The sequence below is a fragment of the Burkholderia sp. 567 genome (assembly GCF_040545115.1).
Taxonomy (GTDB): domain Bacteria; phylum Pseudomonadota; class Gammaproteobacteria; order Burkholderiales; family Burkholderiaceae; genus Burkholderia; species Burkholderia ambifaria.
Genome location: NZ_JBEPLG010000003.1, coordinates 19,550 through 45,673, shown reverse-complemented (window position 1 = coordinate 45,673; position 26,124 = coordinate 19,550). Strand labels below are relative to the sequence as shown.

19 protein-coding genes are annotated in these 26,124 nt (G+C 62.7%); 12 read left to right on the top strand and 7 right to left on the bottom strand.

Annotated features, from left to right (window positions below; all coding sequences use genetic code 11):
* Positions 1-168: 168 nt before the first annotated feature.
* Together ABIC50_RS10895 and ABIC50_RS10890 are read right to left on the bottom strand one after the other, a co-directional pair.
* On the bottom strand, positions 169-1,119 hold the full coding sequence (locus ABIC50_RS10895) for a UDP-glucuronic acid decarboxylase family protein (RefSeq protein WP_105831502.1): 951 nt from the start codon (positions 1,117-1,119) through the stop codon (positions 169-171).
* 155 nt (positions 1,120-1,274) lie between these two features.
* Positions 1,275-1,994, bottom strand: a complete 720-nt coding sequence (locus ABIC50_RS10890; RefSeq protein ID WP_175700782.1) for a thioesterase II family protein — start codon at positions 1,992-1,994, stop codon at positions 1,275-1,277.
* Between the two features lie 1,150 nt (positions 1,995-3,144).
* Here ABIC50_RS10890 and ABIC50_RS10885 point away from each other — a divergent pair.
* The 6 genes from ABIC50_RS10885 to ABIC50_RS10860 all read left to right on the top strand — a co-directional run bounded on the left by ABIC50_RS10885 (position 3,145) and on the right by ABIC50_RS10860 (position 12,179).
* Positions 3,145-4,425, top strand: coding sequence for a polysaccharide biosynthesis/export family protein (locus ABIC50_RS10885; protein ID WP_354163742.1), 1,281 nt, complete (start codon positions 3,145-3,147; stop codon positions 4,423-4,425).
* A 406-nt stretch (positions 4,426-4,831) separates the two neighbouring features.
* Positions 4,832-6,049 carry a carboxylate--amine ligase gene (locus ABIC50_RS10880; RefSeq protein ID WP_175662141.1) on the top strand — a complete coding sequence of 406 codons (1,218 nt, stop codon included), beginning with the start codon at positions 4,832-4,834 and terminating at the stop codon, positions 6,047-6,049.
* Complete coding sequence (locus tag ABIC50_RS10875) at positions 6,036-7,304, top strand: NAD(P)-binding domain-containing protein (RefSeq protein WP_354163740.1); 1,269 nt, start codon at positions 6,036-6,038, stop codon at positions 7,302-7,304. The genes ABIC50_RS10880 and ABIC50_RS10875 overlap by 14 nt, the downstream gene beginning before the upstream one ends.
* Before the next feature lie 79 nt (positions 7,305-7,383).
* Positions 7,384-8,268: a polysaccharide deacetylase family protein gene (locus ABIC50_RS10870; RefSeq protein WP_165754534.1), complete on the top strand. Its 885-nt coding sequence runs from the start codon at positions 7,384-7,386 to the stop codon at positions 8,266-8,268.
* Positions 8,269-8,439: 171 nt separating this feature from the next.
* Positions 8,440-10,785, top strand: a complete 2,346-nt coding sequence (locus ABIC50_RS10865; RefSeq protein ID WP_354163738.1) for a polysaccharide biosynthesis tyrosine autokinase — start codon at positions 8,440-8,442, stop codon at positions 10,783-10,785.
* A 65-nt stretch (positions 10,786-10,850) separates the two neighbouring features.
* Positions 10,851-12,179, top strand: coding sequence for an O-antigen ligase family protein (locus tag ABIC50_RS10860; protein ID WP_354163736.1), 1,329 nt, complete (start codon positions 10,851-10,853; stop codon positions 12,177-12,179).
* Here the strand turns inward: ABIC50_RS10860 and ABIC50_RS10855 are convergent.
* Both ABIC50_RS10855 and ABIC50_RS10850 read right to left on the bottom strand, forming a co-directional pair.
* Positions 12,091-13,521 (bottom strand): hypothetical protein, encoded by a 1,431-nt coding sequence (locus tag ABIC50_RS10855; RefSeq protein ID WP_354163734.1) that lies wholly within the window; start codon positions 13,519-13,521, stop codon positions 12,091-12,093. The two genes, ABIC50_RS10860 and ABIC50_RS10855, sit on opposite strands and share 89 nt — an antisense overlap.
* The gene (locus tag ABIC50_RS10850) at positions 13,505-14,749 is read right to left on the bottom strand and encodes a glycosyltransferase family 4 protein (RefSeq protein WP_354163732.1); all 1,245 of its coding nucleotides are present in this window, start codon (positions 14,747-14,749) and stop codon (positions 13,505-13,507) included. The genes ABIC50_RS10855 and ABIC50_RS10850 overlap by 17 nt, the downstream gene beginning before the upstream one ends.
* A gap of 664 nt (positions 14,750-15,413) precedes the next feature.
* Between ABIC50_RS10850 and ABIC50_RS10845 the strand changes: the two genes are divergently transcribed.
* The 4 genes from ABIC50_RS10845 (at position 15,414) to ABIC50_RS10830 (ending at position 20,921) form a co-directional block, all read left to right on the top strand.
* Positions 15,414-16,496: a sugar transferase gene (locus ABIC50_RS10845; RefSeq protein ID WP_354164441.1), complete on the top strand. Its 1,083-nt coding sequence runs from the start codon at positions 15,414-15,416 to the stop codon at positions 16,494-16,496.
* Positions 16,497-16,560: 64 nt separating this feature from the next.
* On the top strand, positions 16,561-17,769 hold the full coding sequence (locus ABIC50_RS10840) for a glycosyltransferase family 4 protein (protein WP_175724155.1): 1,209 nt from the start codon (positions 16,561-16,563) through the stop codon (positions 17,767-17,769).
* The gene (gene murJ / locus ABIC50_RS10835) at positions 17,654-19,150 is read left to right on the top strand and encodes a murein biosynthesis integral membrane protein MurJ (protein ID WP_354163730.1); all 1,497 of its coding nucleotides are present in this window, start codon (positions 17,654-17,656) and stop codon (positions 19,148-19,150) included. Before ABIC50_RS10840 ends, murJ begins: the two co-directional genes overlap by 116 nt.
* Before the next feature lie 226 nt (positions 19,151-19,376).
* Entirely contained in the window at positions 19,377-20,921 is a 1,545-nt protein-coding gene (locus ABIC50_RS10830; RefSeq protein ID WP_354163728.1) for a mannose-1-phosphate guanylyltransferase/mannose-6-phosphate isomerase, read from the top strand.
* A 163-nt stretch (positions 20,922-21,084) separates the two neighbouring features.
* Here ABIC50_RS10830 and ABIC50_RS10825 read toward each other — a convergent pair whose 3' ends face one another.
* Positions 21,085-21,888, bottom strand: a complete 804-nt coding sequence (locus ABIC50_RS10825) for a Crp/Fnr family transcriptional regulator (RefSeq protein WP_354163726.1) — start codon at positions 21,886-21,888, stop codon at positions 21,085-21,087.
* 910 nt (positions 21,889-22,798) lie between these two features.
* Between ABIC50_RS10825 and ABIC50_RS10820 the strand changes: the two genes are divergently transcribed.
* Both ABIC50_RS10820 and ABIC50_RS10815 read left to right on the top strand, forming a co-directional pair.
* Entirely contained in the window at positions 22,799-22,936 is a 138-nt protein-coding gene (locus ABIC50_RS10820; RefSeq protein WP_354163724.1) for a hypothetical protein, read from the top strand.
* A 36-nt stretch (positions 22,937-22,972) separates the two neighbouring features.
* A complete protein-coding gene (locus ABIC50_RS10815; protein WP_354163722.1) occupies positions 22,973-23,266 on the top strand; it encodes a DUF4148 domain-containing protein in 294 nt (97 codons plus the stop codon).
* Between the two features lie 75 nt (positions 23,267-23,341).
* Here ABIC50_RS10815 and ABIC50_RS10810 read toward each other — a convergent pair whose 3' ends face one another.
* Together ABIC50_RS10810 and ABIC50_RS10805 are read right to left on the bottom strand one after the other, a co-directional pair.
* Positions 23,342-24,514, bottom strand: a complete 1,173-nt coding sequence (locus ABIC50_RS10810; protein WP_354163720.1) for a porin — start codon at positions 24,512-24,514, stop codon at positions 23,342-23,344.
* Positions 24,515-24,588: 74 nt separating this feature from the next.
* Entirely contained in the window at positions 24,589-25,938 is a 1,350-nt protein-coding gene (locus ABIC50_RS10805) for an MFS transporter (RefSeq protein ID WP_354163718.1), read from the bottom strand.
* Positions 25,939-26,124 lie beyond the last annotated feature (186 nt).

Below are 26,124 nucleotides of genomic sequence, written 5' to 3'. Positions count from 1 at the left end.
GATTGATGGACACTGGCGCACGAGAATCGCTTCATCCCGGCCAATGGCGTGATTGGAGCATGTCCTCCACATCACGTCTGTCACGTAAAAATGGGACACAGGCAATGCAACGTCACTACGTGATGCAATCGCCTCTCGACCATCGACGCGTGGTTTTTGGACGCGCCGTCAAGCCGGCACGGTCGAGCGGAAATAGTCGATGGTCCGCCGCAGCCCGGCTTCGAGCCCGACCGTCGGCGCCCAGTCGAGGTGGGCGCGTGCGAGGCCGATATCGGGGCAGCGTTGTGTCGGATCATCCTTCGGCAGCGGACGGAATACGAGCCGCGACGTCGAGCCGGTCAGCCGCAAAATGATCTGCGCGAGTTCGCTGATCGCGATCTCGTGCGGATTGCCGAGATTGATCGGGCCGGTGAGGTCCGCGGGCGACGCCATCATCCGGATCAAACCGTCGACCATATCGTCGACATAGCAGAACGCCCGGGTCTGGCTGCCGTCGCCGTACAGCGTGATGTTCTCGCCGCGCAGCGCCTGCACGATGAAGTTGGACACCACGCGACCGTCATTGGGATGCATGCGCGGCCCGTACGTGTTGAAGATGCGTACCACCTTGATTCGCACGTTTTGCTGGCGGTGATAGTCGAAGAACAGCGTCTCCGCGCAACGCTTTCCTTCGTCGTAGCAGGCGCGCGGCCCGAGCGGGTTGACGTTGCCCCGGTAACTCTCCGGTTGCGGATGCACATCGGGGTCGCCGTACACCTCGCTCGTCGAGGTTTGCAGCACGCGTGCATGCGTGCGCTTGGCGAGCCCCAGCATGTTGATCGCGCCCATCACACTGGTCTTGGTGGTCTGCACGGGATCGAATTGATAGTGGATCGGCGAAGCCGGACAGGCGAGGTTGTAGATCTCGTCCACCTCCACGTACAACGGAAAGGTCACGTCGTGGCGCAGCGCCTCGAAGCTCGGGTTGCCGAGCAGGGCGGCCACGTTCTGCTTCGTGCCGGTGAAATAGTTGTCGACGCACAATACGTCGTGACCGAGTTCGACCAGCCGCTCGCAAAGATGCGAACCGAGGAAACCCGCGCCACCTGTCACGAGGATTCGTTTTCGATTACGTTGCACAATTGCACTCCAAGTATCGCGCGCAAGGAAGCGACGCGCGGCCTCCACGCATGCTTGACCGGCCCGCGGCGCCGGCATGGAAGCCGATAACGCGCGAGCCTCTTCATTCGACGATCACGGCACCGGCCGGCACGCCGGTCGCGAGGATCGGCCCGTCATGCTTGCAGTGCGCTCCACGCAACGTGTTCCGTGCGCCGCAGGCGCGCCGCGATGATGCCGGCCATCGCCCGCATTTCGCTTCTCATAAAGAAATGATCGCCTTCGATCACATGAAAATCGAAGTGCCCGGTCGTCTCGGCGCCCCAGCCTGCAACGGCATCAACCGGGGCGTGTTCATCCGCGCGGCCCGCGAACGCGGTGATGTCCACCGCGAGCCTGCGCCCGGGCACGGGCCGGTAGTTTTCGATCAGCGTGAAATCCGCACGCAGCGCCGGCATCAGCAGCGCCATCAGTTCGCTGTTGTCCAGCACCGGCCTCGGTGTGCCGCCCATCTCGTGCAGTGCATCGACGAAGGCGCGGTCGTCCAGCGCCTGCATCTGTCGAACCGGCCGCTCCCTGCCCGGTGCGGCGCGCCCGCTCACGAACAGATGCCGCAGATTCGGTTGCGCCCGGGCGGGAAGCCGCAGCGCCAGTTCGACGGCGATAGCCGCGCCCATGCTGTGTCCGAGCAGTGCGAAGGGACGATCGAAGCAGTTGTCCAGGTCGCACAGCAACGCGTCGATCAGCGTCGACATGTCTCGCGCGGCAGGCTCGGACAGGCGGCTGCCCCGGCCTGCAAGTTCATGACGGCACACTTCGATGCCGGGCAACAACGCTTGCAGCGCACGATAAACGGCGGCCGAGCCGCCCGCATAGGGAAAACAGATCAGGCGCATGCGAGCGGGGTCTCGAACGGCTCGCTTGCTGCCGGCGCGCGGGAGATCGCGCTGCGGGAATTCACGTGTTCGGCGTTTTTCACCATTCAAGTTCCAGTCATTGTTGCCATGGCGATGCGTCGGCAATCTTCACGTGGAGCGAAACGGGCGCGACAGCCAGGCGCGCGCAGGTTCACGCTCCGATGGCCGGTTCGTCAACGCTACAAGGGCGGTGCGTCGAGCACGACGCAACGCATGGAAGCATTGACTTGCGTCATGAAAATTCACGGTGCGCGCCGCTCGCATCCGGAATACGCCCGATCCGCTCTGGCATGAGTTAAACATGCGGCCGCGTGAATGTATGTCGTAGGAAAAGGGGACGCGCGGAGTCGAAATTGTCTGCCCCTGACGTCATACGCACATCACATGCTGGGCTTGGCGATCCATCGGTCACCATCGCAGTCGCCTTCGACGCAAATCTCGATCCAAAGTCGAGATCGCGTCAGCGGTACACGGAAACCTGAGCGGCCCCTCGCGTTGATTCAAGGACGGTACTGACGAGCGGGCGCATCTTGCTCAGCCCGCCGTGCCGACTCGAGGCGGGGAAACACGTAGGGAAACACCCGCTCTTGTTTCAGCGCGGATACATCGGAGTCGGTCCCGGTGCGTTGCGCGGCCGTGCGTATCGCAGTCCGCATGTCGGGCGGCATCCGACGCGTGCATGTGCAACGGTTGTGGATGAGAGTCGGTTGTCGGCTCTGCCGTCCGTTGCACGGCCTGTTCGCCGCGCGGAGCCGCGCGCGCAAACAGCCCCGTCCGGTCCGGGAAATCAGTGCGAACCTGACGCGGCGCGTAGCAGATTTGAAACGAAAACGCGTTTTTGCGTCGCGATTCTCGTGCGCGCCGCCCGGTGTCCCTCAAAGGGGCTGGATTTCCGATGGGTGGCACGCTTCTCGCTGGCGCTCGGAGGTAAGGCCAACGCCGACGCATATCAGCGCTGTGCCTGCATGGCAGCGGTTCGCCCTCTGAAGGGTGGGCGCTCACGCGTTCGCACTGCATTGCGCGGAACGCTGCGGCTCTTGCGATCGTATGAACGGCCGGTGCCCCCATACACGCAACCTCGGCAGCGGTGCCCGTGCATTGCTGCCTCGATACGAAGAGGTATGACGCGATGTTACCTAATCGACGTGAACGGGCGAAGGCGCCGGGGCTTGAATCCGGCGACAGGACGGCTGCTTGTCGGCCAGTGGCCGCCGTGGCGGCGGGCACGTCGTGGCTGGCGGTCCTGACCATCGCGGCGATCGTGCTGAACGGATGCACGCTGGCGCCGGGCATGAGCTTCAGCGACAGTTCGGCAGGGGGCGCCGCGACCTCCGCACGGTTTGGCGACGCGTCGCGCGCGGTCCACGATGCCAGAGGCACCGGCGGGAAGGGCTCGGCTGCATCCGGACGCGATGCGGCCCCGGCGGGCTCGCTGATCGAGATCAATGACGAGCTCATCCGTACCGAACGCGCCGCCGTCGAACCGGGCATTCCCACCAAAGTGCGCAAGCTGTTTGCCCGGCCCGGCCCCTATACGCTCGGTCCCGGCGATGTGTTGAGCATCGTCGTCTGGGATCATCCGGAGCTCAACATGCCGCCCCCGACGATCGGCGCCGGCGCGGACGCAGCCGGATCGAACTCGGTCGTCGCCGGCTATACGGTCGATTCCGGTGGCAACGTGCAATTTGCCTATGCCGGTCCGATCAAGCTGAGCGGCCTGACCGAGATGAAAGCGCGCGACCTGCTGGCGTCGAAGATCGCTCGCTACATCCGCAACCCGCAGGTGACGCTGCGCATACAGGCATATCGCAGCAAGCGCGTCTATCTCGACGGAGAAGTGCGCAACCCGGGCATCCAGATCCTCAACGACCTGCCGATGACGTTGCCCGAGGCGATCAACCGCGCGGGTGGCTTTACCGCGAACGGCGATCGTGCGGCGGTCGCGGTGACGCGTGGCGACGATACCGCCGTCGTCGACATCGCCGCGATGATCGAAAAGGGCATCAATCCGGACAAGATCCTGCTGCGCGATGGCGACCTCGTGCGCGTGTACTCCGTGAACGACCGAAAGGTGTTCGTGCTCGGCGAAGTCGGGCGCGCGACCTCGCTGCCGCTCAACAACGGACGGCTGTCGCTGAACGAGGCCCTCGGGTCCGCCGGCGGGGTCAGCCAATACTCGGGCGATGCCGGGCAGGTGTATGTCGTGCGCAACAAGCGTCCTGGCAAACCGGAAATTTTCCATCTCGACGCGCGATCGCCGGTTGCAATGGCGCTGGCCAACGACTTCGAACTGAAGCCGAACGATGTCGTGTTCGTCGATGCGTCGCCGCTCGTTCGCTGGAGCCGCGTCATCAACATGCTCCTGCCGAGCGCGCAGACCCTCGCCACCGGTCGAAACGCTGCGTACTGACGGCGGGCGGGACTCTGTAACCCTTCGTTTTCCGATCATTCAGCGCGCCGTCCTTGCGGCGCGCTGAATGATCGCGTCCATCCCATCGATCATGTTGTTGGAACCACGAAGCGTATGCGTCATGCCATTGGTTGCTCATACATCTATATCGATGAATCTCTCAAGCCTTGGTCTCGCATCGCCGCTCGTATGCGAGTGTGCTCTAACACACCGTAACGGAGGCCACGTGCGCATAACCTTCTTCCTTGAGATGCGTCACCTGATTCGATTCATCGAGTCCGGGCCATTTGCCGATGCGCACGAAGGCGTTTCCCCGTCGACCGATGCGCATGCCGGGCTTTGACGAACACGAAAGGGGGCCGACGGGATTCGGCGTATGAAAGACACAATCGATGGAGACGTTTCCATGTCGCACGCATACGATTCTGACCAGAAGGTCGCGGTTGTCGTGGTCGGCTGCTCGCTCAACGGGCTGGGCGTTGTCCGCTCGCTCGCCCGCGAGCGGGTTCCGATCGTCGCGGTGGATTGCAAACGAATCGGGCCGGCCTTGTGGTCGCGCCATGTCCGCGGGCATTTGATCCGCAGCTTCGTGGGGCGCAAGTTTGTCGACGACATGGCCCGTCTCGGCGCGACGTTCGAGCGTCCCCCGGTGCTCCTGCTGACGGACGAGGATGCCGTTCATTCCGTTTCCGAGAACCGCGACGAGCTGGCGAAATGGTTCTGCTTCTGTCTACCCGAGGATCGCAACGTCAAGCTCCTGAGCAGCAAGTCGTCGTTTCATGAATTTGCGTGGCAGCACGGTTTCCCGGTTCCGCGCTCCGTCATTCTGCAGACGCAGGCCGACCTCGGCCTGCTCGCCGAGCTGCGCTTTCCGTGCGTGCTGAAGCCCGACGACAAGCGCTACGTGCTGACGGGGAAGAAAGAGCGGGCGGTGCGCGTGCGGACGTTGAGCGAGGCGCGCGAACACGCGGTCGTCATGCTCAGTTCACCGGGCGGCATCGTCGCGCAGGAGTGGATCGAGGGGCCAGGCAGCAATATCCATTTCACACTCTTCTATCGTGGAGCGGGCGGGGAAGTCGTCAGCGTGTTCACCGGCCGCAAGATCCTGAGCGATCCCCCCGACATCGGCAATACGGCGATTTGCGTCGCCGCGGATGAAGCGCGCGATGTCCTCGAGCCGATGACGCTGGACTTCGCGGAGCGCGCGGGCATGGTCGGTATGGGCAGCATGGAATACAAATGGGACGACAACTACAAGGAATTCGTGATGATCGAGCCGACCGTCGGAAGGACGGACTGGCAAGAGGAAATCGCGACGCTGTGCGGGGTCAATATTCCCGCGGCCGCGTATCGATATGAACTCGGCTTTCCGCCATTGCCCGCTCAAATGAATCATGCATCGGTCGCGTGGCGCGCGACCTTCCTCGACCGGCCTCCGCCCCGCCTGACGCGTGCCGGTACGAGGATGATCGACGGCTACTTCCGATGGAACGATCCGTTGCCCGCATTGCAGTTTTACTGCGCGATCGGTCCTCTGCGCCGCGTCGTCAGAGGATGGCGGGAAAAAAAGCGTACGCGGATTGCTCGACAAATACTCAGGGAGGCAAAGAATGCCATCGACTGACACGGTAATCATTGGCGCAGGTCCGTACGGCTTGTCGCTCGCGACACATCTGAAGGCCGCCGGCGTGCCGCATCAAATCCTCGGTCAGCCGATGTGCGCGTGGCGAAACTACATGCCACCCGGCATGCTCATGCGCTCGGAGGCATTTGCTTCGAATCTCAGTGCGCCGCGACGCGGCTATACGCTGAAGGACTATTGCCGGGTGAAGGGCATCCCGTATCAGCCGGTGGGCATGAAGCTGACATTGGAAACCTTCGTCGACTACGGGCTTTGGTTTCAATCAACCCTGGCCGTCGAGACCCGGCCGGTCGAAGTCGTCGACCTGCGCCGCAGCGACGATGGCTTCAACCTGAGCCTGAGCGACGGCAGCACGCTGGACGCGCGCAGGGTGGTGATGGCGCTGGGCCTCAAGGGATTTGCCCACACACCGCCGGCGCTGCAGGGATTGCCGGATACCTACGTGTCGCATTCCGAAAAGTACGGCAGCCTGACGTGGGCCGCCGGACGGGACATCGTCATCGTCGGTGGCGGGCAATCGGCGCTCGGGCTGGCTGCACTGCTGAACGAAGTGGGCGCAAGCGTTCGCGTGCTGGTGCGAGATCAGTCGGTGGACTGGAATCCGACGCCGGAAACCGAGCGCTCGTTCGTGTCGAAGATGCGGAGTCCGGACGCAGGCCTGGGCCGTGGCTGGCGAACGCATGTGCTGTGTGAATATCCGCAGATCTTTCACGCGCTGAGCCCGCGATTGCGCAAGCATCTCATCGAGCGATTGCATGGGCCGTCCGGCGCGTGGTGGCTGCATGATCGCGTCGTCGACAAAATCCCGATCGCCGTCGGCACGGAAGTACGAAGCGCGGCAATCGACGACGACAAGGTGGCGCTGCGGGTCGCGAACGGGAACGGAGAGTCGACCGTCACGGCTTCGCATGTCATTGTCGCCACCGGATTCAGGACCGACATGACGCGGCACACGTTCATTTCGAAAGAAATCATGGAGTCGATTTCTCTCTTCAGCGGCGGGCCGGAGCTGACGAGCCACTTCGAGACGACGGTGCGCGGGCTTTACGTGATCGGCCCGGCTTCCGCGCAATCCTTTGGTCCGGTGATGCGCTTCGTCTACGGGGCAAAACACGCCGCTCCGCACGTGGCATTGCACATCGGCAACGCGCACCGAAGCGAGACGGCGAAAATCGGATGGCGCGACGCGGCAGGCCAACTCCTTGAGCCGACGAGCGAGCGAGACGGTTCGTTATAGGAAACCGGCACCAGCGCACCGTTGCTGAACGAAACCATTCGAATCGGTTGCTCGAATGCAACGATACGGAGAGTCGACGATGATCTCGGGTAAAGCAATGTTGAGAGAGATCCTTTCGCGATGTGTGATGATGTTCGGCATCGACCATATGGTTCGCGTGTTGCTATGGCGCGATCGAGTGGCGATCCTGCTCTACCACGACCCCGATCCGGCGACGCTGGATCGGCACCTCACCTACCTGAAAACCATCTGCGATCTCGTGCCGCTCGACGCACGCGGGTTGCCGGGGAACGGGCGTCCGCGCGCGGCCATCACGTTTGACGACGGACTGGCGGGGAATGCCCGCCTGCTGCCGATCTTCATCAAGCACAAGGTGCGGCCGACGATTTTCCTGTGCAGCCGCATCGTCTGCCGGCCGCGCAGGCACTGGTGGTTGCATCCGGCCGCGGAGCAGCTTGGCGTCGAGCGCCTGAAGCGCCTCGCGAACGATCAACGCCTCGCCGAGCTACGTGTGCACGGCTTTGACCAGGATGGCGACGACGAGCCGACAGGGCTGAACCTGCAACAGCTCGAAGCGATGCGCCCATTCGTGGATTTTCAGGCGCATACGCGCTTTCACCCGATACTGACGCGCTGCGGCGATAGCGAATGCAAAGCGGAAATCATCGAATCCCGGCGTGAAGTCGAGGCGTTGACCGGCAACCGTTGCGAACACTTCGCCTATCCGAACGGAAATTACGGCAAGCGGGAAATCAATCTGCTGAAGGCGGCGGGGTACAAGAGCGCGCGAACCTGCGATGTCGGCTGGAACGATCACCGTAGCGACGCGTTTCGTCTGAAAACCATCATCATCGACGATCGCGCATCGCTCAGGTGGTTCATCTGCAATTTGACGGGCATCCCGCCGTTTTTGGGTTATCTGCGCAAGGGCGGCGGTTTGCGCGGGCATTTTCCCCAGTTCTGATCCGGCCGCGACCCTGTCGATACGCGAGCGCGCCCCGATATGGAACGTTCAATGTGCGCTGGTGAACATACACGGCGCCCGCCGATGACAGACTACGGATATCGCAAGACGAACGACGTAGCTTGCGGATATTTCGGATTTCGAAAGAGTCGTGCGTAAGGAGTATTCGACATGATTGCCCGACAGCTTGAAATGGGGACGATCGATGCCAGCGATGAAACCGGCGGTTCGTCTCCGAAGGAGATGATGCGTTTCGTCATCGACAACATCTGGACCGTCATCCTCATCACCGCGGCGGTGACGATAGCGGCGAGCCTTTACTGCGTGTTCGCCACGCGCATTTACTCCGCCGATGCGATTCTGCAGGTCGATCGATCGAATTCCGGCGGGCTGAGCATCGCTGCGCAGCCGACCGCGCAGACCCAGCAGCAGCCAGCCACGCCGATGGCGCAGCTGAGCCAGACCGAAATACAAATCATCCGCAGCCGCTCGGTGCTGACGCCAATCATCGAGCAATACCGGTTGTTCGTGTCCGTTACGCCGCGCACGGTGCCGGTGCTCGGCCAGATTGCCGAGCGATTTGCGACGCCGGGCCATCTCGCCGCGCCCTGGCTGGGACTGAGCGACTACGGCTGGGGCGGAGAACGAGCCGATATTGCCGTTCTGGATGTGCCGGCCAGTCTCGAGAGCAAGGAGCTGCAATTGATCGCGCTGCAACATGGCGGCTATCGGCTTGCCGATCCGAATGGACGGGTGCTGGTGGAAGGGACGGTGGGCAAGGAGGCGACCGGCAATGGCGTGCGGATCCGGATTACGCAACTGGTGGCGCACTCGGGGATGCGCTTCGGCGTGGTCCGTTATAACGACATCGATGCCATGCAGCGCTTCTTGCGCGATCTGCGGGTGAGCGAGCAGGGCGCGGATACCGGCCTCATCAAGGTTTCCTACGAGAGTGCCGACCCGGCACGTGCCACCGCGGTCGCCAACGATATCGCGCAGAACTACATGGCCTCGCATATTGCATACCGTCAGGACGAGGCCACCCGGATGCTGGCCTTCGTCAACGGCGAGCTGCCGCGCCTGCGTACCGAGATGAAGGAGGCGGAAGACAAGCTCACCAAGCATCAGGCGACGACCGCTTCGCTGCAGCCGGCCAGCGAGAGCCAGGTCTACCTGCAAGGGATCATGGACTTCGACCGACAGATCGCGACGCTCTCGATTCAGCGCACACAAATGCTCGAGCGCTTCACGACGGAGAGCGCGCAAGTCCGGACTATCGATCAGCAGCTCGGCCAGCTCAACATGGCGAAGCGCAATTTCGAGGCCCGCTTTGCCAGCATGCCTGCCGCCGCGCGCCAGTCGGCCGATCTGACACGCGATGCGAAAGTGGCCGAGCAGATCTACGTGGCAATGGTCGGCAAGGCAAACGAGTTGTCGGTCACGCGTGCGGGCACGATCGGCAACGCGCACATTCTCGATGCCGCCGTGCGACCGGCGGCGCCGATCAAGCCGCAGAGCGCCTTCATCATCCCCATCGGCGGCGTGCTGGGGCTCATGTGCGGCGTGTTGTTCGTCACCGTGCCGCGCCGGTTCTCGTCGAAGATCGAGGATCCGGTTGCCGTCGAGCGGCGCTTCCGGCTATCCGGTCTGGGCGTGATCCCGTTCAGCGAGGAACAGGTCAGGCTCTCGCGTTGCCTGCAGCAGGTCGATGCAATGCAACGCGAGCCGGATGCGTGCGGCGATGCGTCGGCTCCCCGGATTCCGGACGGACGTGCAGGCGCCGCGGACGAAGCCGCGCCGCCGGTGTGCGACTTGCGCGCCACGCTGCTGGCGATGCGGTGCCCTCAGGATGTGTCGGTCGAGGCGCTGCGCTGCGTGCGCACCGCGGTCGTCAACGAGATGGCGGACGTGCCCAGCAAGGTGCTGGTGATCACGAGCCCGACGCCGTCGACCGGCAAGAGCTTCGTCGCGTCCAACCTTGCCGTGCTCCTGGCGGAAACGGGCAGTCGGGTGCTGTTGATCGACGCCGACTTGCGGCGCGGCAATCTCGCCGCTCGCTTCGGGCAGCCGCGCGCATGCGGTCTTGCCGATCTGCTGGCGGGGCACATCGAAGCACGGCAGGCGATTCGGCCGATCATCGACGACAGGTTGTCGTTCATCTCGACCGGGCCGTATACCGCCAATCCGTCGGTATTGCTGTCGACGCCGCGGATGAACGAATTGCTGAACGAGTTCCGTGCCAGTTTCGACTTCGTCATCGTCGATTCGCCGCCGGTGCTGGCTGTGAGCGATGCGTCGATGGCCGCGGGCAGCGCCGACGCGACGATTCTCGTGCTGCGTGCAAACGTGCAGACCGAGCGCGAGATCGAGGAAACGCTGAGCCGGCTCGAGCGGGCAGGCGCGCGCGTGATCGGCCCGGTGTTCAATGCCGTCGCCATCCGGCGCAGCGACAAGCGCCTTTACCAATACACGAGCGCCTATATCGCCGACGAGCCGGCCAGGTGGCAAATCAACTAACGACGTCGCCGGCGCCCCAAGGGTGCCGGTGAGAACACTATCCGACACCATTCGAGCTGCTTCCCGTGGTCTACATCACGCTCATCGCGCTGCTTTTCAGCATCACGAACTTCATCCCGGTCAGTGCGATCGGCTTCGCGCCGATTTGCCTCTGCGCGTGGCGCTTGTTCGACCGGCGCTATCCGCCGTTCGTGACCTGCTTGTCCGTGTTCGGGCTGTTGGCGTTGGGCTCGACGCTGCTTTACGACCCGCAAGCGTTGCTGTCGTACGACTTCTACCGCCACGACGGCAACTTCTTCGTGTCCTATGCGCCGATTCTTGCCGGTTGCCTGTATTCGCATGAGCTGGATCTCGACAAGGCGCTGAGACGCTTCTTCGTGTTTGCCGTGCTCGCGAACCTGCCGCCCTATGCCGTCTATGTCGCGCAAAACGGCCTGTTGGCGATATTTTCGAACGCCAACGACTCGTTCGGCAGCTACTTCATTGCCCGTAACGCCGCCGGCGGTTTCCTCGCGATGCTGTTCTGTCTCGGCCTGTCCTGTTACGTGAAGCGCCACGACAAGCTCGTGCTCGGGTTGCTGGTCCTCAACGCGATGTTCGTGTTTTCCACCTACAGTCGCGGATCGATGCTGGGGATGGCGACCGCAATCGCGTACCTGTTGCTGGGCCGCAAGCGCTGGTTGGTGGCGGTGCTGATGGCCGCGGCAGTGGTGTTCTCCTTCGGCGCGGCCTGGAACCACACGCAATCGGCAGTCGACTACATGGCCCACGAGCACACGGTGCGGGATGTGGACGCGAAAACGGCCAACGTGGATGTGCGCTTCGGATGGCTGTGGCCGCGGGCATTGGCGTATTTCGAAGCAAGCCCGATCATCGGGATGGGTGTCGGGTCGTTCGACGACGAAGTGCATGACGTCGTGAACTATTTCGGTGTGGTCGGCCAGCCGCGGGACGTCACCGTGCTCCATACCGATGCGCATGCACACAATTCCTACCTGCATATCGCCGCGGAGCTGGGCGTGATCGGTCTCGCGCTGATGCTCGCCTTCTATTGGTATCTCGTCAAATGGGCGGTGGAAGGCGCCGCGTCGACGCTGCCTGCGCGCCGCAGCAGTGTCGGCGCGTATACGTTCGTCGAGTTGTCATCGGTGTGCCTGCTCGCGATGGGCACGACGGAGCACCGGCTGACCACGCCGTCGAATGTCCTGATTCTCGCGCTGGTCGTGTCGTTGCTGCTGTCGTGGCGCGTGCGGCGCGCGGGTGGGGCGGCAAAAGTGGCGCGTCCCGCGACGCGCGGCGTGGCGCTTACGGCAGTGGCGTCACGACGAGATAGCCGAGACACGGGCACGGTTTATCGTCAGCGCCGGGCCGTGGCTCCGGTACGTAGAAGCTGATCGACAGGTGACCGCCGGCCCAGGACGACACGAGACGCGGTTCCGGAATCGGCGTGCCGAGGATGGCATCGACGTAATCGATGCGAAACCGGCCCGATGCCGGTGCCGGCAGGCCGTCGACCGAAAGCCATCTGCGCCCGGGTGTGCCGCCGACCTGGAACACGATGCTTTCGCCGGAGATCAGCGCGTTGCCCGACAGTTCGGGGCTGAATTCGATCCGGTGATGAAACGCAGCGAGCGGGCCCGACAGGACGGACTTGAGCGTGATCAGCGAGCGCCCGGACGCGTTATAGACCCGCGTCGACCCGCGATGCGTGAGCCGGTACGGCTCGCTGCCATCCCAGTGATAGATCATCGACACGTATTTGTCGGGGTCGTCCCAATTCCGATCGAGCGCCCAAGCGGCAAGATCGAAAAAGTACGTAGGCAGGTAATTCGGATTGTCGATGTAGGTATCGCCCATCTCGGTCTGCCACAAGCCGCGCACCTTGCCGGTGGCGACGTAGCGCTGGTAAAGCCGGTCGAGGCTGTCGAGGCCGAGATAATGGACGTCGAGATAGTCGACCCAATCGAGCATTCGCGCGTGAGCGGTAGGGCTGGTGTATTCGAGCCAGCGCATGTAGTTGTCGAGGCCGCCCTGGTCGGGCCAGCCGCCGTAGACGACGTACGCGTGATACTTGCGGATGATTCTGGCTGCCGGTATGTGGATCCGCTCGACATAGTCGCGCATCGCGTCGGGGTACGGGCGGGCCAGCGCCGGATTGCGGTTGTTGCCCGGTCCATGCCAGAACGACGCTTGCGGCGAGCCGCCCGAAAGCGGGCCGGCCGCCTCGTTCCAGATCTGGAAGTACTTGACGTTGTACGGCGGTGCCGAATACTTCTTCACGACGGCCTCGACATACCGTTCCCACACCGCGACGTCCTTCGGCGCGGAAAACCCGTCTCCGGGCACGGACGCATTCCATGCCGGGGTATAGCCGACGAACAGCAGGGACTTGATGCCGTTGCGATTGTTGCGCAACAGGATCGGCGGCAATTCCGCGCCGTAGCTCGGGCCGGTCCGGTCAATATCGATCCGGCCGTCGTGCGGGCCGGGCTGCCCCGGGCCGACGGAATCGCGTCCCCAGCGAAGGCCCATGCGTTGCCAGTACGGAATATCTTCGTCCGAGCCCGGCCATCCGTTGGTGCCGATCAGCTCCGTGATCCGGTGTCGCACCGGCGACGTGCGTGCAGGATTCGTGTCGGTGCCGCTCCATGCCGGCAGCGCGTTTCCCAGTACCGCCAGCGCAAACGCAACGCACGCGCCGCGCGCCGCGCGCGTCATTTCAATGGGACGGCACATGGGCGTGCGCTCCGTTCGCGACGGGATCGCGCGCGTCGGGGGGCAGCGCGGTGTTCGGCTCGCCGAGCGACAAGTGACGCATCACCTCGCTCGCGTAACGCGACTTCGTGTACAAGCCAACGTCGTAGGACAGCTGCGCGTTCGCGAGATGATCGGCGAGCGCATCGAGTGCTGCCGCGAGGCTGGCCGGGTTCGCCGAGTATTTGATCTTGTTGCCGATTTCGTCACCGAAGGTCGACATGCTGCCGAGATCATGAACGAGGATCGGCATGCCGAGCGCGGCCGCTTCGACGATCACCAGCGGCGCGTTCTCGCCGCAAATCGACGGGAGCACCAGCGCGTCGAGCCCGCGCGCACGCGGAAACAGCTCGGCGTGCGGCAGGCTGCCCGCGAACGACACACGTCCTGCGTCGATCAGCGAAGCGTACTGGCTTTCCAGCCGGCGTCTGTCGGGACCGTCGCCGAACAGCGTGATGCACCGCACGCCGTGAAATTGCGTGGCCGCCAGCAGCTCGAGGAACTGGCCGATGCCCTTTTCCGCCGAAATTCGCCCGATGAACGCGAGTTGCAGCCCTGAATCGCGTCGGCCGGCGCGCCGTGGATGACATTCCGGAATCGCAACGGGGTTGGGAAAGAACACGCTGTTCGTGATGCCGCGCCGGCGCAATGCTTCGCGCATGAACACGCTCGGGCACAGGAACAGATCGAAGGCGCTGCGCGGATCGGTCAGCCGGTCCATGGTCAGCCAGTGCATTTTCCTGAGCGTGTCGTAGACGAAGCCGCGCGGGCTCGAGCGTGTCATCAGCGGACGCAGCGTGCCGATATCATCGAGCGGGACCGGCACCACGCGCCCGCGTGGGTAATAGAGCATCAGCGGGTTATGAAACACGAGGTGGTAGTCGTGGCAGGTCAGATAGGTTCTGTAGCCGAACCGCTGCCTGTTTCGCCTGATCACGCCGAGAATCGACGAAGACATGTAGCCGTGATAGTTGTGGACCCAGATGCGATCCGGCATGAACCGCTGAATCGTCCTGTCCAGCGCCAGCGCGGCACGAATGTTCCATACGGGATTGGCGGTCAGGCTGACCTCCGCGACATCGCCTTTGTCGAATTTCTCGACCACCACGTCCGGCATCTCCCGCAACGTCTCCACCGACAATCGATAGACCTGCTCGGCCCCGCCGAAGGCATCGTAGTCGTTCACGATCAGCACGCGCTTGCTTTGCATAAGAGGCCTCGGAGCGCGCCGTTCCGCCATAGGTCAGGACGCGATGGTTGCGGGGCGCATCGCGATGGATGAATGGAATGGCTTCGATCCGGAACGGATCGATTTCGAGTGGTGCCGCCATTGATTCACGAATACGCGCCGGATTTTCCCGATCCACTTCTCAGCATGCGGTATGCCAGCAGTGAAAGAAACGAGGCGTGCCAAGGGTAAGCACGACGAGGCGGCATTTTTAAATGCCCAATTCGATGAAAAACGTTGCAGGCGTGAATCGTCGGCGCGTGGAATCGGCGCGTGGCGGGCATCCGTGGTTTCAAGAGAGAAACGCTGCGCGGGATAACGGCGCGATCGCGCGTTCGTTGATCGTATGAATTTCGGCCGCCCGATTCGATATGAACATTTCGATTAATTCAAAGGAGCCGTCCACAGACACTTTGCGGAATTAAGGTATTTCTTTGTGGGTTTCATAACAGAGCACGCGTGCTTCCTTCAGTACGATCGGACATGAATCGGGGTGGCGGGCGACAGACGCCGAGTAGCGAAGGGACGGGGCCAGCGGCCATTTCCAGTCCCCGGTCGGTGCGGTCGTCATAAGCGGAAGGACCGGCTACGTCGGCGGTTTCGTGGCACGACCGTCGCGGTGGCTGCAATGCTGGGGGAAGCTGAAATGCCTGGATATTTCCACAGAGCGATCGACGTCACGTTGATCGTGTTGGGCGCGGTCGGAACATCCCGTGTCGGTATGGCCGACATCGGAAGTCCACCCCGACTGGATCCCTCGTTGGTCGCATTCGTCGCCGCGCTTGCGCTGTCGGTATTCCCCGCGTGCGGCGCCTACTCGGCGCGATGCACGAAGTCGCTCGCAAGCGCGATCAGCCGCACGACGCTCGCGTGGTTCGTCGTGCAGCTGTGCGGCCTCGTATTGCTGTTCATGATTCATCGCAGCGCGCCGCCGTTGTTGCCGTGGTTCATCTACTGGACCCTCGTGAGCGGGATTTCGCTTCTCGTTTCACATACGGCCGCCCTCGTTGCATTGTCTGTCGCGCGGCCGGCCTGGCTCGGGCATTGGCAGACGGAACATGGCTACGGAATCGGCGGCGCCGCCCCGGCATCGGCCGGCGAAGCGCGCCCGTCCGTGCCGGCGCGGTACATCGTGAAGCGCTGTTTCGACGTGGTCGGCGGTGCGTTGCTGATCGTCGTGCTGTCGCCGCTGCTGATCACGCTGATGGTCGTCGTATGGTGCGATGGCGGGCCGGCGTTCTACGGACACGTTCGCGTCGGGCAGCATGGCCGCAAATTTCGCTGCATGAAGTTCCGCTCGATGGTCGTGAACGCCGACCAGATGCTCAAGCAACTGCTGGAAACCGATCCTCAGGCTCGCGCCGAGTGGGAGAGTGGCTTCAAGCTCAAGAACGATGTCCGCGTGACCCGTATCGGCCGCTTTCTGCGTCGCACGAGCCTGGACGAGCTGCCGCAGCTCTGGAACGTGATGCGCGGAGAGATGAGTCTGGTGGGGCCGCGGCCGATCGTCGATGAAGAGCTCGCGCGTTACGGCGCCGACGTCAAGTACTACCTGCAGGTCAGGCCCGGCATGACGGGGCTTTGGCAGGTCAGCGGCCGCAGCAATACCGACTATGCGACGCGCGTGTCGCTGGATGTGGACTATGTGAAGAACTGGTCGGTCCTTCGGGACGTGGTGATCCTGTTCAAGACGATCAGGGTGGTCGTCAAGGGCCACGGCGCGTACTGATCACCCGGGCGCGATCCTGTCGCCGGGATCGATTACCTCACGCACATACTGAAGAGATGTCGACATGGCTCATGTGATGCAAAGCGATACGGCCGTCAGCGATTCAACGCGCTTCGGCAGGGTGGCGATCGTGCACGACTGGCTGACGACGTATGCCGGCTCCGAACGCGTGCTGGAGCAGATCATCCGGATCTGGCCTGACGCGGACTTGTTCAGCATCGTCGACTTCTTCCCCGACGAGCATCGCGCCGCGCTGGGCGGCAAGCATGCGAAGACCTCGTTCATCCAGCATCTGCCTCGGGCGAGAACGGCTTTTCGCACGTACTTGCCGCTCATGCCGCTGGCCGTCGAACAGTTCGATCTCTCCGCGTACGACCTCGTGATTTCGTCGAGCCATGCGGTTGCGAAGGGGGTCATTACCGGGCCCGACCAGGTTCATGTCAGCTATGTGCATTCGCCTATCCGCTACGCGTGGGATCTTCAGCACCAGTACCTGATGCAGGCTGGCGTGACGAAGGGGCCGAAGAGCTGGCTCGCACGCAGCGTGCTGCATTACATGCGGATCTGGGATCAGCGCACCGCGCATGGTGTCGATGCGTTCGTCGCGAACTCGGAATTTATCGGCCGCCGGATTCGCAAGATCTATGGAGCCGGCTCGACCGTCGTGTATCCGCCGGTAGACGTCGATCGTTTCGACCTCGGCACAAACCGTGAGGATTTCTATCTGATCGCATCGCGGATGGTGCCGTACAAGCGTATCCCGCTGATCGTCGAGGCGTTCGCGAGCCTCCCCAATCGACGTCTGGTCGTCGTCGGCGACGGGCCGGACTTCAAGCGGGCGAAGGCGCTGGCGGGGCCGAACGTCACGTTGCTCGGGTATCAGCCGACCCCCGTGCTGGTCGACCTGATGCGGCGCACGCGCGCGTTCGTGTTCGCCGCGGAAGAGGATTTCGGCATCACGCTCGTGGAGGCGCAGGCCTGCGGCGCGCCGGTCATCGCGTACGGCCGGGGCGGGGCGCTCGAAACGGTCATCGAGTCGCAGGATCCGAACTACGGCACGGGCCTCTTTTTCATGCAGCAGAGCGTGCCGGCGATCGTCGATGCGATCACGCGCTTCGAAGCGCATGAGCCGATGCGTCCGGAGGTGTGTCGCGGCAATGCGGTTCGCTTTACCGCGGAGCGCTTCAGAGCCGAGTTTCTGCAGGTCGTCGAGAACGCCATATGCGAGGCGCGCGCGCGATGTTCGCCACACGGTGCATTCGAGGGAGCGTGAATTGATCGCACAGATCGCAGCGTGGCGGAGCCGCCTGTCCCGGCTTCACCCCGACCATCTGCGGATCGCGCGGGGCGCGATCTGGATTTCGACGTTTGTCTTGCTCGGCAAAGTCGCGGCCGCGCTGCGGGAAATGGCGATTGCCTACCACTACGGCATCAGCCAGGTCGTCGATGCCTACCAGCTCACGTTCAACCTGATTACGTTTCTGCCGGCGGCATTCGTCGTCGGGCTTCAGATCATGCTGGTGCCCACGCTGGTCGGATTACGCACGCAGCCCGTGCGCGAGCAGGCCCGCTTTCTGGGCGAATTGCAGATGGTGGCGCTGGTGTTCGGCAGCGTTTGCGCAACGGCGTTGCTGGTTGCGTGGCCCTGGGTGCTCGGACTGTTCGAGCGCAACCTGTCCGGCGAGACGCGCGAGATGTCTCGCGCGATGATGATGACGATGAGCCCGATCGGCATCCTGATGATGACGATCTGCGTGTTCGCGGCGCGCCTGCAGGCGCGCGAGCGCCACATCAACACGTTGCTGGAAGCGCTGCCTGCCGTCGTGGTGCTGCTCTTCCTGATCGTCTGGCAGCAAGGGAATTCGCCCGCGCCGCTGATGTGGGGCACGACGATCGGTTTCCTGCTGCAAGCGGCATGGCTCGCCGCGCTGGCGCGCGCCACCGACGGTGTGCAAACCCGCTTCTTTTTTTCGCTGCGGTCGCCGCAGTGGTCGCGCAACTATCGCACGGTCGGCATGTTCATGCTGTGTCAGCTCGTGTTGAGCCTTGCGGTGCCCCTCGATCAGTATTTCGTCGCGGGCCTCGGCGATGGCGCGATCGCGACGCTCTCCTATTCAGGCCGGCTGATTGCGCTGCTCGAGGGCGTCGGCGCGATGGCCATCGGCCGCGCGACATTGCCGGTGTTCTCGGATATCCAGAGCAACGGCGAGCCGGCGAGGGCACGCGAGATGGCGCTCAAGTGGTCGTTCCTGATGCTGGGCGTTGGCGTGCTGGTGACGGCGATCGTCTGGCCGCTCGCGCCGATCGTCATCAAGCTGATTTTTCAACACGGCGCGTTCACGGATGCGGACACGGCCACCGTCGCCCATCTGGTGCGCTGGAGTCTCGTGAAGTTGCCGTTTTATTTCGCACAACTGGTGCTGCTGCAACTGTTCGCGAGCGAAGGGCGCCTGAAGGCATTGGCCGGCATGGCCATCGTGTGCTTCATCGTCAAGGCGCTCGCCAATGTCGTGTTGATCCAGTGGCTCGGCATCGTCGGTATCGTGCTCGCGTCGGCGGCATCCGCCGCGAGCGCGTTCGCCTACCATCTCTCGCTCATGGGTTGGGATCGGCACGTTCGAACGGTGACCCGGAGCGGGAAACGAAAGTCATGATCGTCATCCGTTCACTGCGCGGCCGTGGAGCGGTGGTGGCGACCTGATGAACCACGCATGTCGCGAATCGAACGTCCAGTGTGTCGTTACGCACGGTCTGCGAAATCGATGCGACTTAGAGTGAATGCATGAAAGGGCGGGCGCGATCGTCCGGAAAGCATCGCGCGTCCGAATGCGCTTCAGTCGCGGGAGACAGCGGCGCGTTCCTCGACAGCGGAGCGATACCATGTCATCACTGCAAGTAGAGACGTGCGACATCGACGAAGGCCGGCAGCCGGAGTGCGGTCCGGTCGTCGATCAGTCGACGGCGCCGGTGCGTACGCGGATTCTGCCGGTCATTCTGGCCGGCGGTTCGGGCACACGCCTATGGCCGGTTTCGCGCGAGCATTATCCGAAGCAACTGATCGACGTCGTCGGATCGGATTCGTTGCTGCAAGCCACCGCAACGCGAATGACCGATCTCCCGGCCGGCTGGCAGGTGTCGGGCTCACCTGTCGTCGTGTGCGGCGCCGACCTTCAATTCCTGATCGCCGAGCAACTGCGCGCGGGCGGGATCGACGCGCGGTTCATCGTCGAGCCCGTGCGGCGGGATACCGCGCCCGCGTTGACACTGGCGGCCTCGTTCGCATGCGCGGCCGGCGACGACGCGATCCTGGTCGTCATGCCGTCCGACCAGTTGATCAAGGACACACCGGCGCTCAAGCGGGCCGTTGCCTTGGCCGCGCGCCATGCGGAAGCGGGAGCGATCGCGACGCTCGGTGTGCCGCCGACCCACGCCGCGACTGCTTTCGGGTACATCTGCGTCGGTGCCGCGATTGGCGACGGCGCGCACCGGATCGAGCGGTTCGTCGAGAAGCCATCGTCGGAGCGCGCGGCCGAGTACCTCGCGGCGGGCGGCTACTGGTGGAACAGCGGCATCTTCGTGTTGCGCGCGTCGGTCTGGCTCGCGACGTTGCAACGGCTGCAGCCGGACATGCACGAGTCGTGTCTTGCTGCGTTCGTCGCCGGCGCGTCCAGCGGCAGCGTCTTCAATCCCGAGCCGGGCGCGTTCGCCCGCGTCGACGCGAACTCGATCGATTATGCGGTCATGGAGCGCATCGGCATGCCCGAATCGGAGTGCGACGGGGTTGTCGTACCGCTCGACGCCGGCTGGTCGGACCTCGGTTCGTGGGATGGCGTGTGGGACGCGCTCGACAAGGACGATTGCGGCAATGTGGGGCGCGGACGCGTCATGTTCGAAGGCGCGGCTTCCACGTACGCTCATTCGAACGGACGCCTCGTGGCATGCGTGGGTACCACCAATGTCGTCGTGGTGGAAACGGCCGATGCGGTGCTCGTGGCCGACCGGGCGCACGTGCAGGACGTGAAGCGGCTCGTGGCGCGCATCAAGGCGGAGCGGGCGCCCGAGGCCGATTCGCATCGCAAGGTGCATCGCCCATGGGGCTTCTATGATTCGATCGATCGCGGCGAGCGTTTTCAGGTGAAGCATATCGTCGTGTCGCCCGGTGGGCGGCTGTCGTTGCAGATGCATCACCACCGTGCGGAGCATTGGGTCGTCGTGCGTGGCACCGCGCTCGTCACGCGCGGTGACGAGCAGCTGCTGCTCACCGAAAACGAGTCGGCCTTCATCCCGGTCGGCGTGCGTCACCGGCTCGAGAATCCGGGCAAAGTCCCGCTCGAGATCATCGAGGTTCAATCGGGCACGTATCTGGGCGAAGACGACATCGTTCGTTTCGACGACAGCTATGGGCGCTGCGACCCGCACGCGTGATGCCGGATGAAGCGCGTGCGACGTCCGCCGCATCGGCGTCGCTCGCCTTGGCCTGGTGCCACGCCTGCCGCGCCTGCCGGGGCGTCGGTTCGTCTCGGCACGGCAACGCCGCGCCGACGCGCGTTCGCGGCGCGGCGCACTGCTGCCGCATTTCGCATGCGGGTTAGACAGAGGGGCTGGGCAACGGGGCGAGGCCGCAAATCGCTTCGCCCTCCGGCCGCCCGACCGTACCAGCATCGGGCAGGGCCGGGCGGTGCCGATGCGGCAACAAGCGGTCGAACTCCCGCTTGACGAGTCCATAGCATTCGCAGGCGTTCGCTTCGAGACCGTTGCGATCCAGCACCCGGATATGGCCGCGGCGATGGAGGATGAGGCCTTCGCGATGCAGCTTTCCGGCCGCTTCGGTGACGCCCTCGCGCCGCACGCCGAGCATTTCCGAGATCAGTTGCTGGGTGACCGCCAGTTCGTACGAGTCGACCCGGTCGACCTCGATCAGCAGCCACCGGCAAAGTTGCTTGTTCAATGAATGGTGGCGGTTGCACGCGGCCATCTGCGCGATCTGGGTGAGCAGTGCGTGCATGTAGAGCAGCATCAGGCGCTGCATGCGTTCGGATCGCGCGAAATGGAGCCGGAGCGCCTGCGCGCTCATTCGATATGCGAAGCCGGCGTACTGCACCTGGACGCGGTTCGGCATCGCTTCTCCGCCGGTCAGGACGGGCACGCCGGTCATGCCTTCGCGGCCGACTGCGGCAACCTCGACGGAGCCGCCGTTTTCCATCATGTAGAGGATGGAGATAACTGCCGTGGTCGGGAAGTAGACGTGATGGATCCGCTGCCCCGAGTCATATAGCAACTGTTCCGCGCGCAAACGAACGAGTTCGAGGTGGGGGGCGAGCGCTTGCCATTCATCGTATGGCAGTGCGCTGAGGAGGTGGTTGCCGTGAAGATCCGATTGCAGCGCCAACATGTCAAGTTCTCCATCCGAAGCCGCATGTGACGCAGCTTGTTGCATCCGCATCCGGTTTGTACGGCTAGCCCTGATCTGCCGGATGAACGGCGACCAGGGGCAGTACCGTGTCGATTCAACGCTATGCGGCCCCGATGCAGATGCTCAATTTATCGAGCAAGTGGCTAGGTTTAAAGCTAGAAACATGCCAATCGAACGGAAAGCAAGCGCTGATATGGTGCAACGAGTTGTCCGTGCGAGCGCTTGCGGGAATACGTACACCGACGATTGCGTTGTGTTTCAATTTCGAACGCCGTTTTCCGGCGAGCGGCGCGGCGATCTTCCCAATGATTCAACGGAGGTGGTTGATTCGATTGGGTTTCCATGGCGAAGACCCGCGCACGTCCGCTGCGCATCGCACGTCAAGCGGCTGCATCCGAAGCAAATCGGCATCCGGCCGGGATCGAATTGTTTCAGAAGTGTTCACGGTGGTTTCCCTAGGGCGGACCGCAGGATTCAATGTGCGGTAGGCGAGCGCCGGGTGCCTGTGCGTGAACCGCGGTCTGTCCCGACAATTCCATGGCTTTGATGGGCACGGTGCTGAATTCCGCCGTGAGCCACAGATTGGCCCAGCCGGCCACCCTCACGATGAGCGGCGGCGCACAACGACGCTGATTGGACTGCCGACAGGACACCGGGCATCAGAAAAACTCTGGCAGTTTTTGCAGATGCGTTGTCATCTTCCACAAATTCAGACTGGCTGAATGTGGATAAAGTACGCATCACGGAGACGCTTCAAAGCACCGGGGTGCCAGATTCCCGTGCTTCGAGCCGGTAGCCAATGATGCAACCATCGAGCGCAGTTCAGCACCATTGACGGATCGCCGACAGATCGACCGTAAGGTCACATCAGATTGAGGAGTCAATCATCATGAAGCTTGTCCTTTCGAAAGTCGCAAAGGCAATCGTGTCCGCGTGCGCCACTCAGAAAACCGACGTCATGGTCTGCAATTCGGCGGGACAGGAGATCCCGTACGTCATGTTGTTCACCATGTATGGCTTCGTCTGAGCGCGGAGCCACGCCTTTACAAGGAAGGAGATTCTCATGCGCACGACAATTGCAGCGATACTCTGCTTCGTCACGTGCTTCCCGTTGGCCGCAAGCGCCGATGTAGTCGATGCGGGCTGCGCCGCGGCAGGGATGGTCACAAGTGGAAAGACGCGCGCCGAGGTGCGGGCCGAACTCGTTCAGGCAGAACGCGACGGCTGGATTCCGACGCACTCGCGCAGTCAGCGGACCTATCCGCCCGATATGGCGCAGGCTCGCCGGAATCGGGATGTCCATGATGCAGGCGCCGGGGCGACGCCATCCTTGCAGGCGTCGAACCAGCAACCTTGAGCAATGACCGTGGCGTCTGCATGCCGGCGCCGACATATCGCCGCATCGTCATGTGGACTCCAGCGCGAGCAACGCTCAGAATTTGTGTCGTATAGCGAGCCGATAAACCATCTGGTGGTTATTCGATGAATCTCCGGATCCGCCAATGTTGGCGACCGCCGGCGCGCCCGTCGACGATGTGCCGGAAGCGCGTTGCCAGCCGCCCGAGAAGTACACGTCGGTACGCTTCGACAGCAGATAGTCCAGCGTGAACGCCACCTGACTGTAGTGCTGATTGCCGACGGAATTGCCTTGTGCCGTCGTGACGCTGCGCGCCTTCATGTAGTCATACGCGACGCCGACGAAAAAGGCCGGCGTGACACGGTAGTTCAAACCGATGTCATAGTTGTTGAAGATGGCCGTACCGTTCAGGAACGACGCACCGAGATTGGCGTATTGAACATTCGAATACGACGCGCTGATCGTCGCGTTTCCGATCGTGTAGGCCGCCGCGATGACGGCGTCCTGATAGGCTTGCGCGACCTGATAAGCCGAGTTCAGGGAAGAGGCCAGCAGATTGAAGCCGCTTGCATAGTTGGTGAACCATCCGTTACCTGGTGTCGATGTCGGGTGTTTGAAGTAATCGAACGCCGCGCCGATCTGAAGCGGGCCGTGTGTGTAACCGACTCCAAGCGAATAGCCCGACGTCGAAGTGAAGTCGCCGGGCACGCCGCCGAGGCTATATTCGACGCCAAAGGAGAAGCCGTGGAAGTCCGGGCTCATGTAGCGCACCGAGTTGTTGAATCGCACGCTGTTACTGGTGTTGTCGAAATCTCCCGGATGCGCGCTCGCCAGGTCGCCGACCGCTGCGGCACCGGCAAGAAACTCGGGGAAATACCACACCATGTCGTATTGACGGCCAACGGTGAGAGAGCCGTAAGTGTCGCTGCTCAGTCCGACGAAAGCTTGCCGGCCGAACGCCGTGCCGCCCTGGGCAAGTTGTCCGTTATTCACGTTGATGCCGGACTCGAGCGTAAAAATCGCCCTGAGACCGCCTCCCAGATCTTCCTTGCCGGTCAGCCCCCAGCGACTGCCGTCGATACCGTTCAGCGAGTCCATGTAGACGGCTTTGCCGCCGCCTACGTTGGTCTGGTAATGAATGCCGTTGTCGATCTCGCCATAGAGCGTGACGCTGCTTTGGCTATGCGCGACGGAACTGGCCAGCCCAATGAGCGAGCCGACAATGATTTCGATTTTTTTGGTTTTCATGAGATCTCCGAAATTCAAAGGCAATACAAAAAAACAGTTCTCCTGACGTTCATCGATTCAGCGAGCGGTACGGGTCAGGCCGAAAAGGATTTCTTCAGGCCGTTCTTCGTCAGGCCATAGCAAGCGCCCATCAGGGCCACACAAGCCGCGGCAATGAGTATTGGCGCTGCTGCAACGCGAAACATCGCGTCGACGGTCCAGTTGTTCGCGTACAGGACACCCGCGAGGTAAGTGCCGCCCGCCGCGCCGAGCCGACCGAACCCATAGGCCCATGCGACGCCCGGCGCGCGCAATTCCGGGCTGTAGAAGAGCGTGCACAACGCGATCGCGCAGGTTTGTCCGCCGCTGATGCAAAAGCCGCAAAAGAAGATCGTCGTGAGTAAAGCGAGATGCGATGAGCCGATTGCTATCGAGATCGCGTACATCGACACGGCGCCGCCGACGTAGACCGCGGACAGGATTCTGTAGGGGCTCGTGCGATCCATGATGGGTCCCATCAGCAGACTGGCCACCATGCCGCCGATGATCACGGTGATCGTCGCCCAGACCACGAGCGCGGGTGGGAACGAGATGGACGCGAGAACGGTCGGCAGCCAGCTTTGCAGAAAATAGAAAGCTGCCAGGTTGATCGCGAATACGGCCCACAGCAGGAATGTCCCCACGCGGAATCGTGCGGAGAACAATCCGAGCACACTTGCGTCCGCCGGCTTCTCTTCGTGAGTGACCAGTTCGCTGTCCGATTGCAGCGTGAAATCGGGAAAGAGGCGCCTGGTTGCACGAAGCAGTTCGGCCGGCTCCGCATTTGTCGACAGGTAGGCCACGGATTCCGGCAGCAGCGGGATAAGCAACACCGTCAAGCCCAGTGCCGCGAGCCCGCCCAGCCACAGTGGACCTTCCCAGCCAAACCGCGGGATCAACGCGCTACTGCAGAGGCCCGCGAAGATAAACCCCAGCGCATATCCCAGGTAGACGAGAATGACGAAAGTCGCGCGGGTTCTCTTTGGGCTGAATTCCGAAACGAGGCCCACCGCGCAAGGCGTGGCCGCTCCGAGGCCGATGCCTGTGAGGAACCTCAAGGCGATCAGCTGCGGCACGCTGGTGGCAAAGACGGTCAGCACGGTGAACAGGCCGAAAGCAGTGGTTGCCACGAAAGCGATCTTCTTCGTGCCGAAGCGACGGGTCGCGAACGGAATGCTGAAGTTACCGATTAGCAGCCCGAAGAAAACAGCTGAAAAAATCGCGCCGAATACCGTCTTGGGCAGTTGCCATTCCTTCGCGAGAACGGGCACGATGAAGCTGATGACCTGGGTGTCGAAGCCATCGAACAGCATGAGCAGCGCACAGAAGGCGACGATGAAATACTGCCTCTTGCCGATTCTACGACTGTCGATGAGATCGTAGACGTTGATTTTCCGTATTTCCATATTATTCTCCTCGCGTTAAAAGGAAGGGTTTGCTGCGGGTATTGCATTTTTTCTGGCTTAAAGGCGGTGGCGCGGATGGTCGAACATTCAGCATCAGTAAAACGGGTTTGAATAATCAATAGTTAATATGATGAATATATGCTTAATTTACAAGGAATGTCCGGTTACGCGAATAGATCGGCGCTG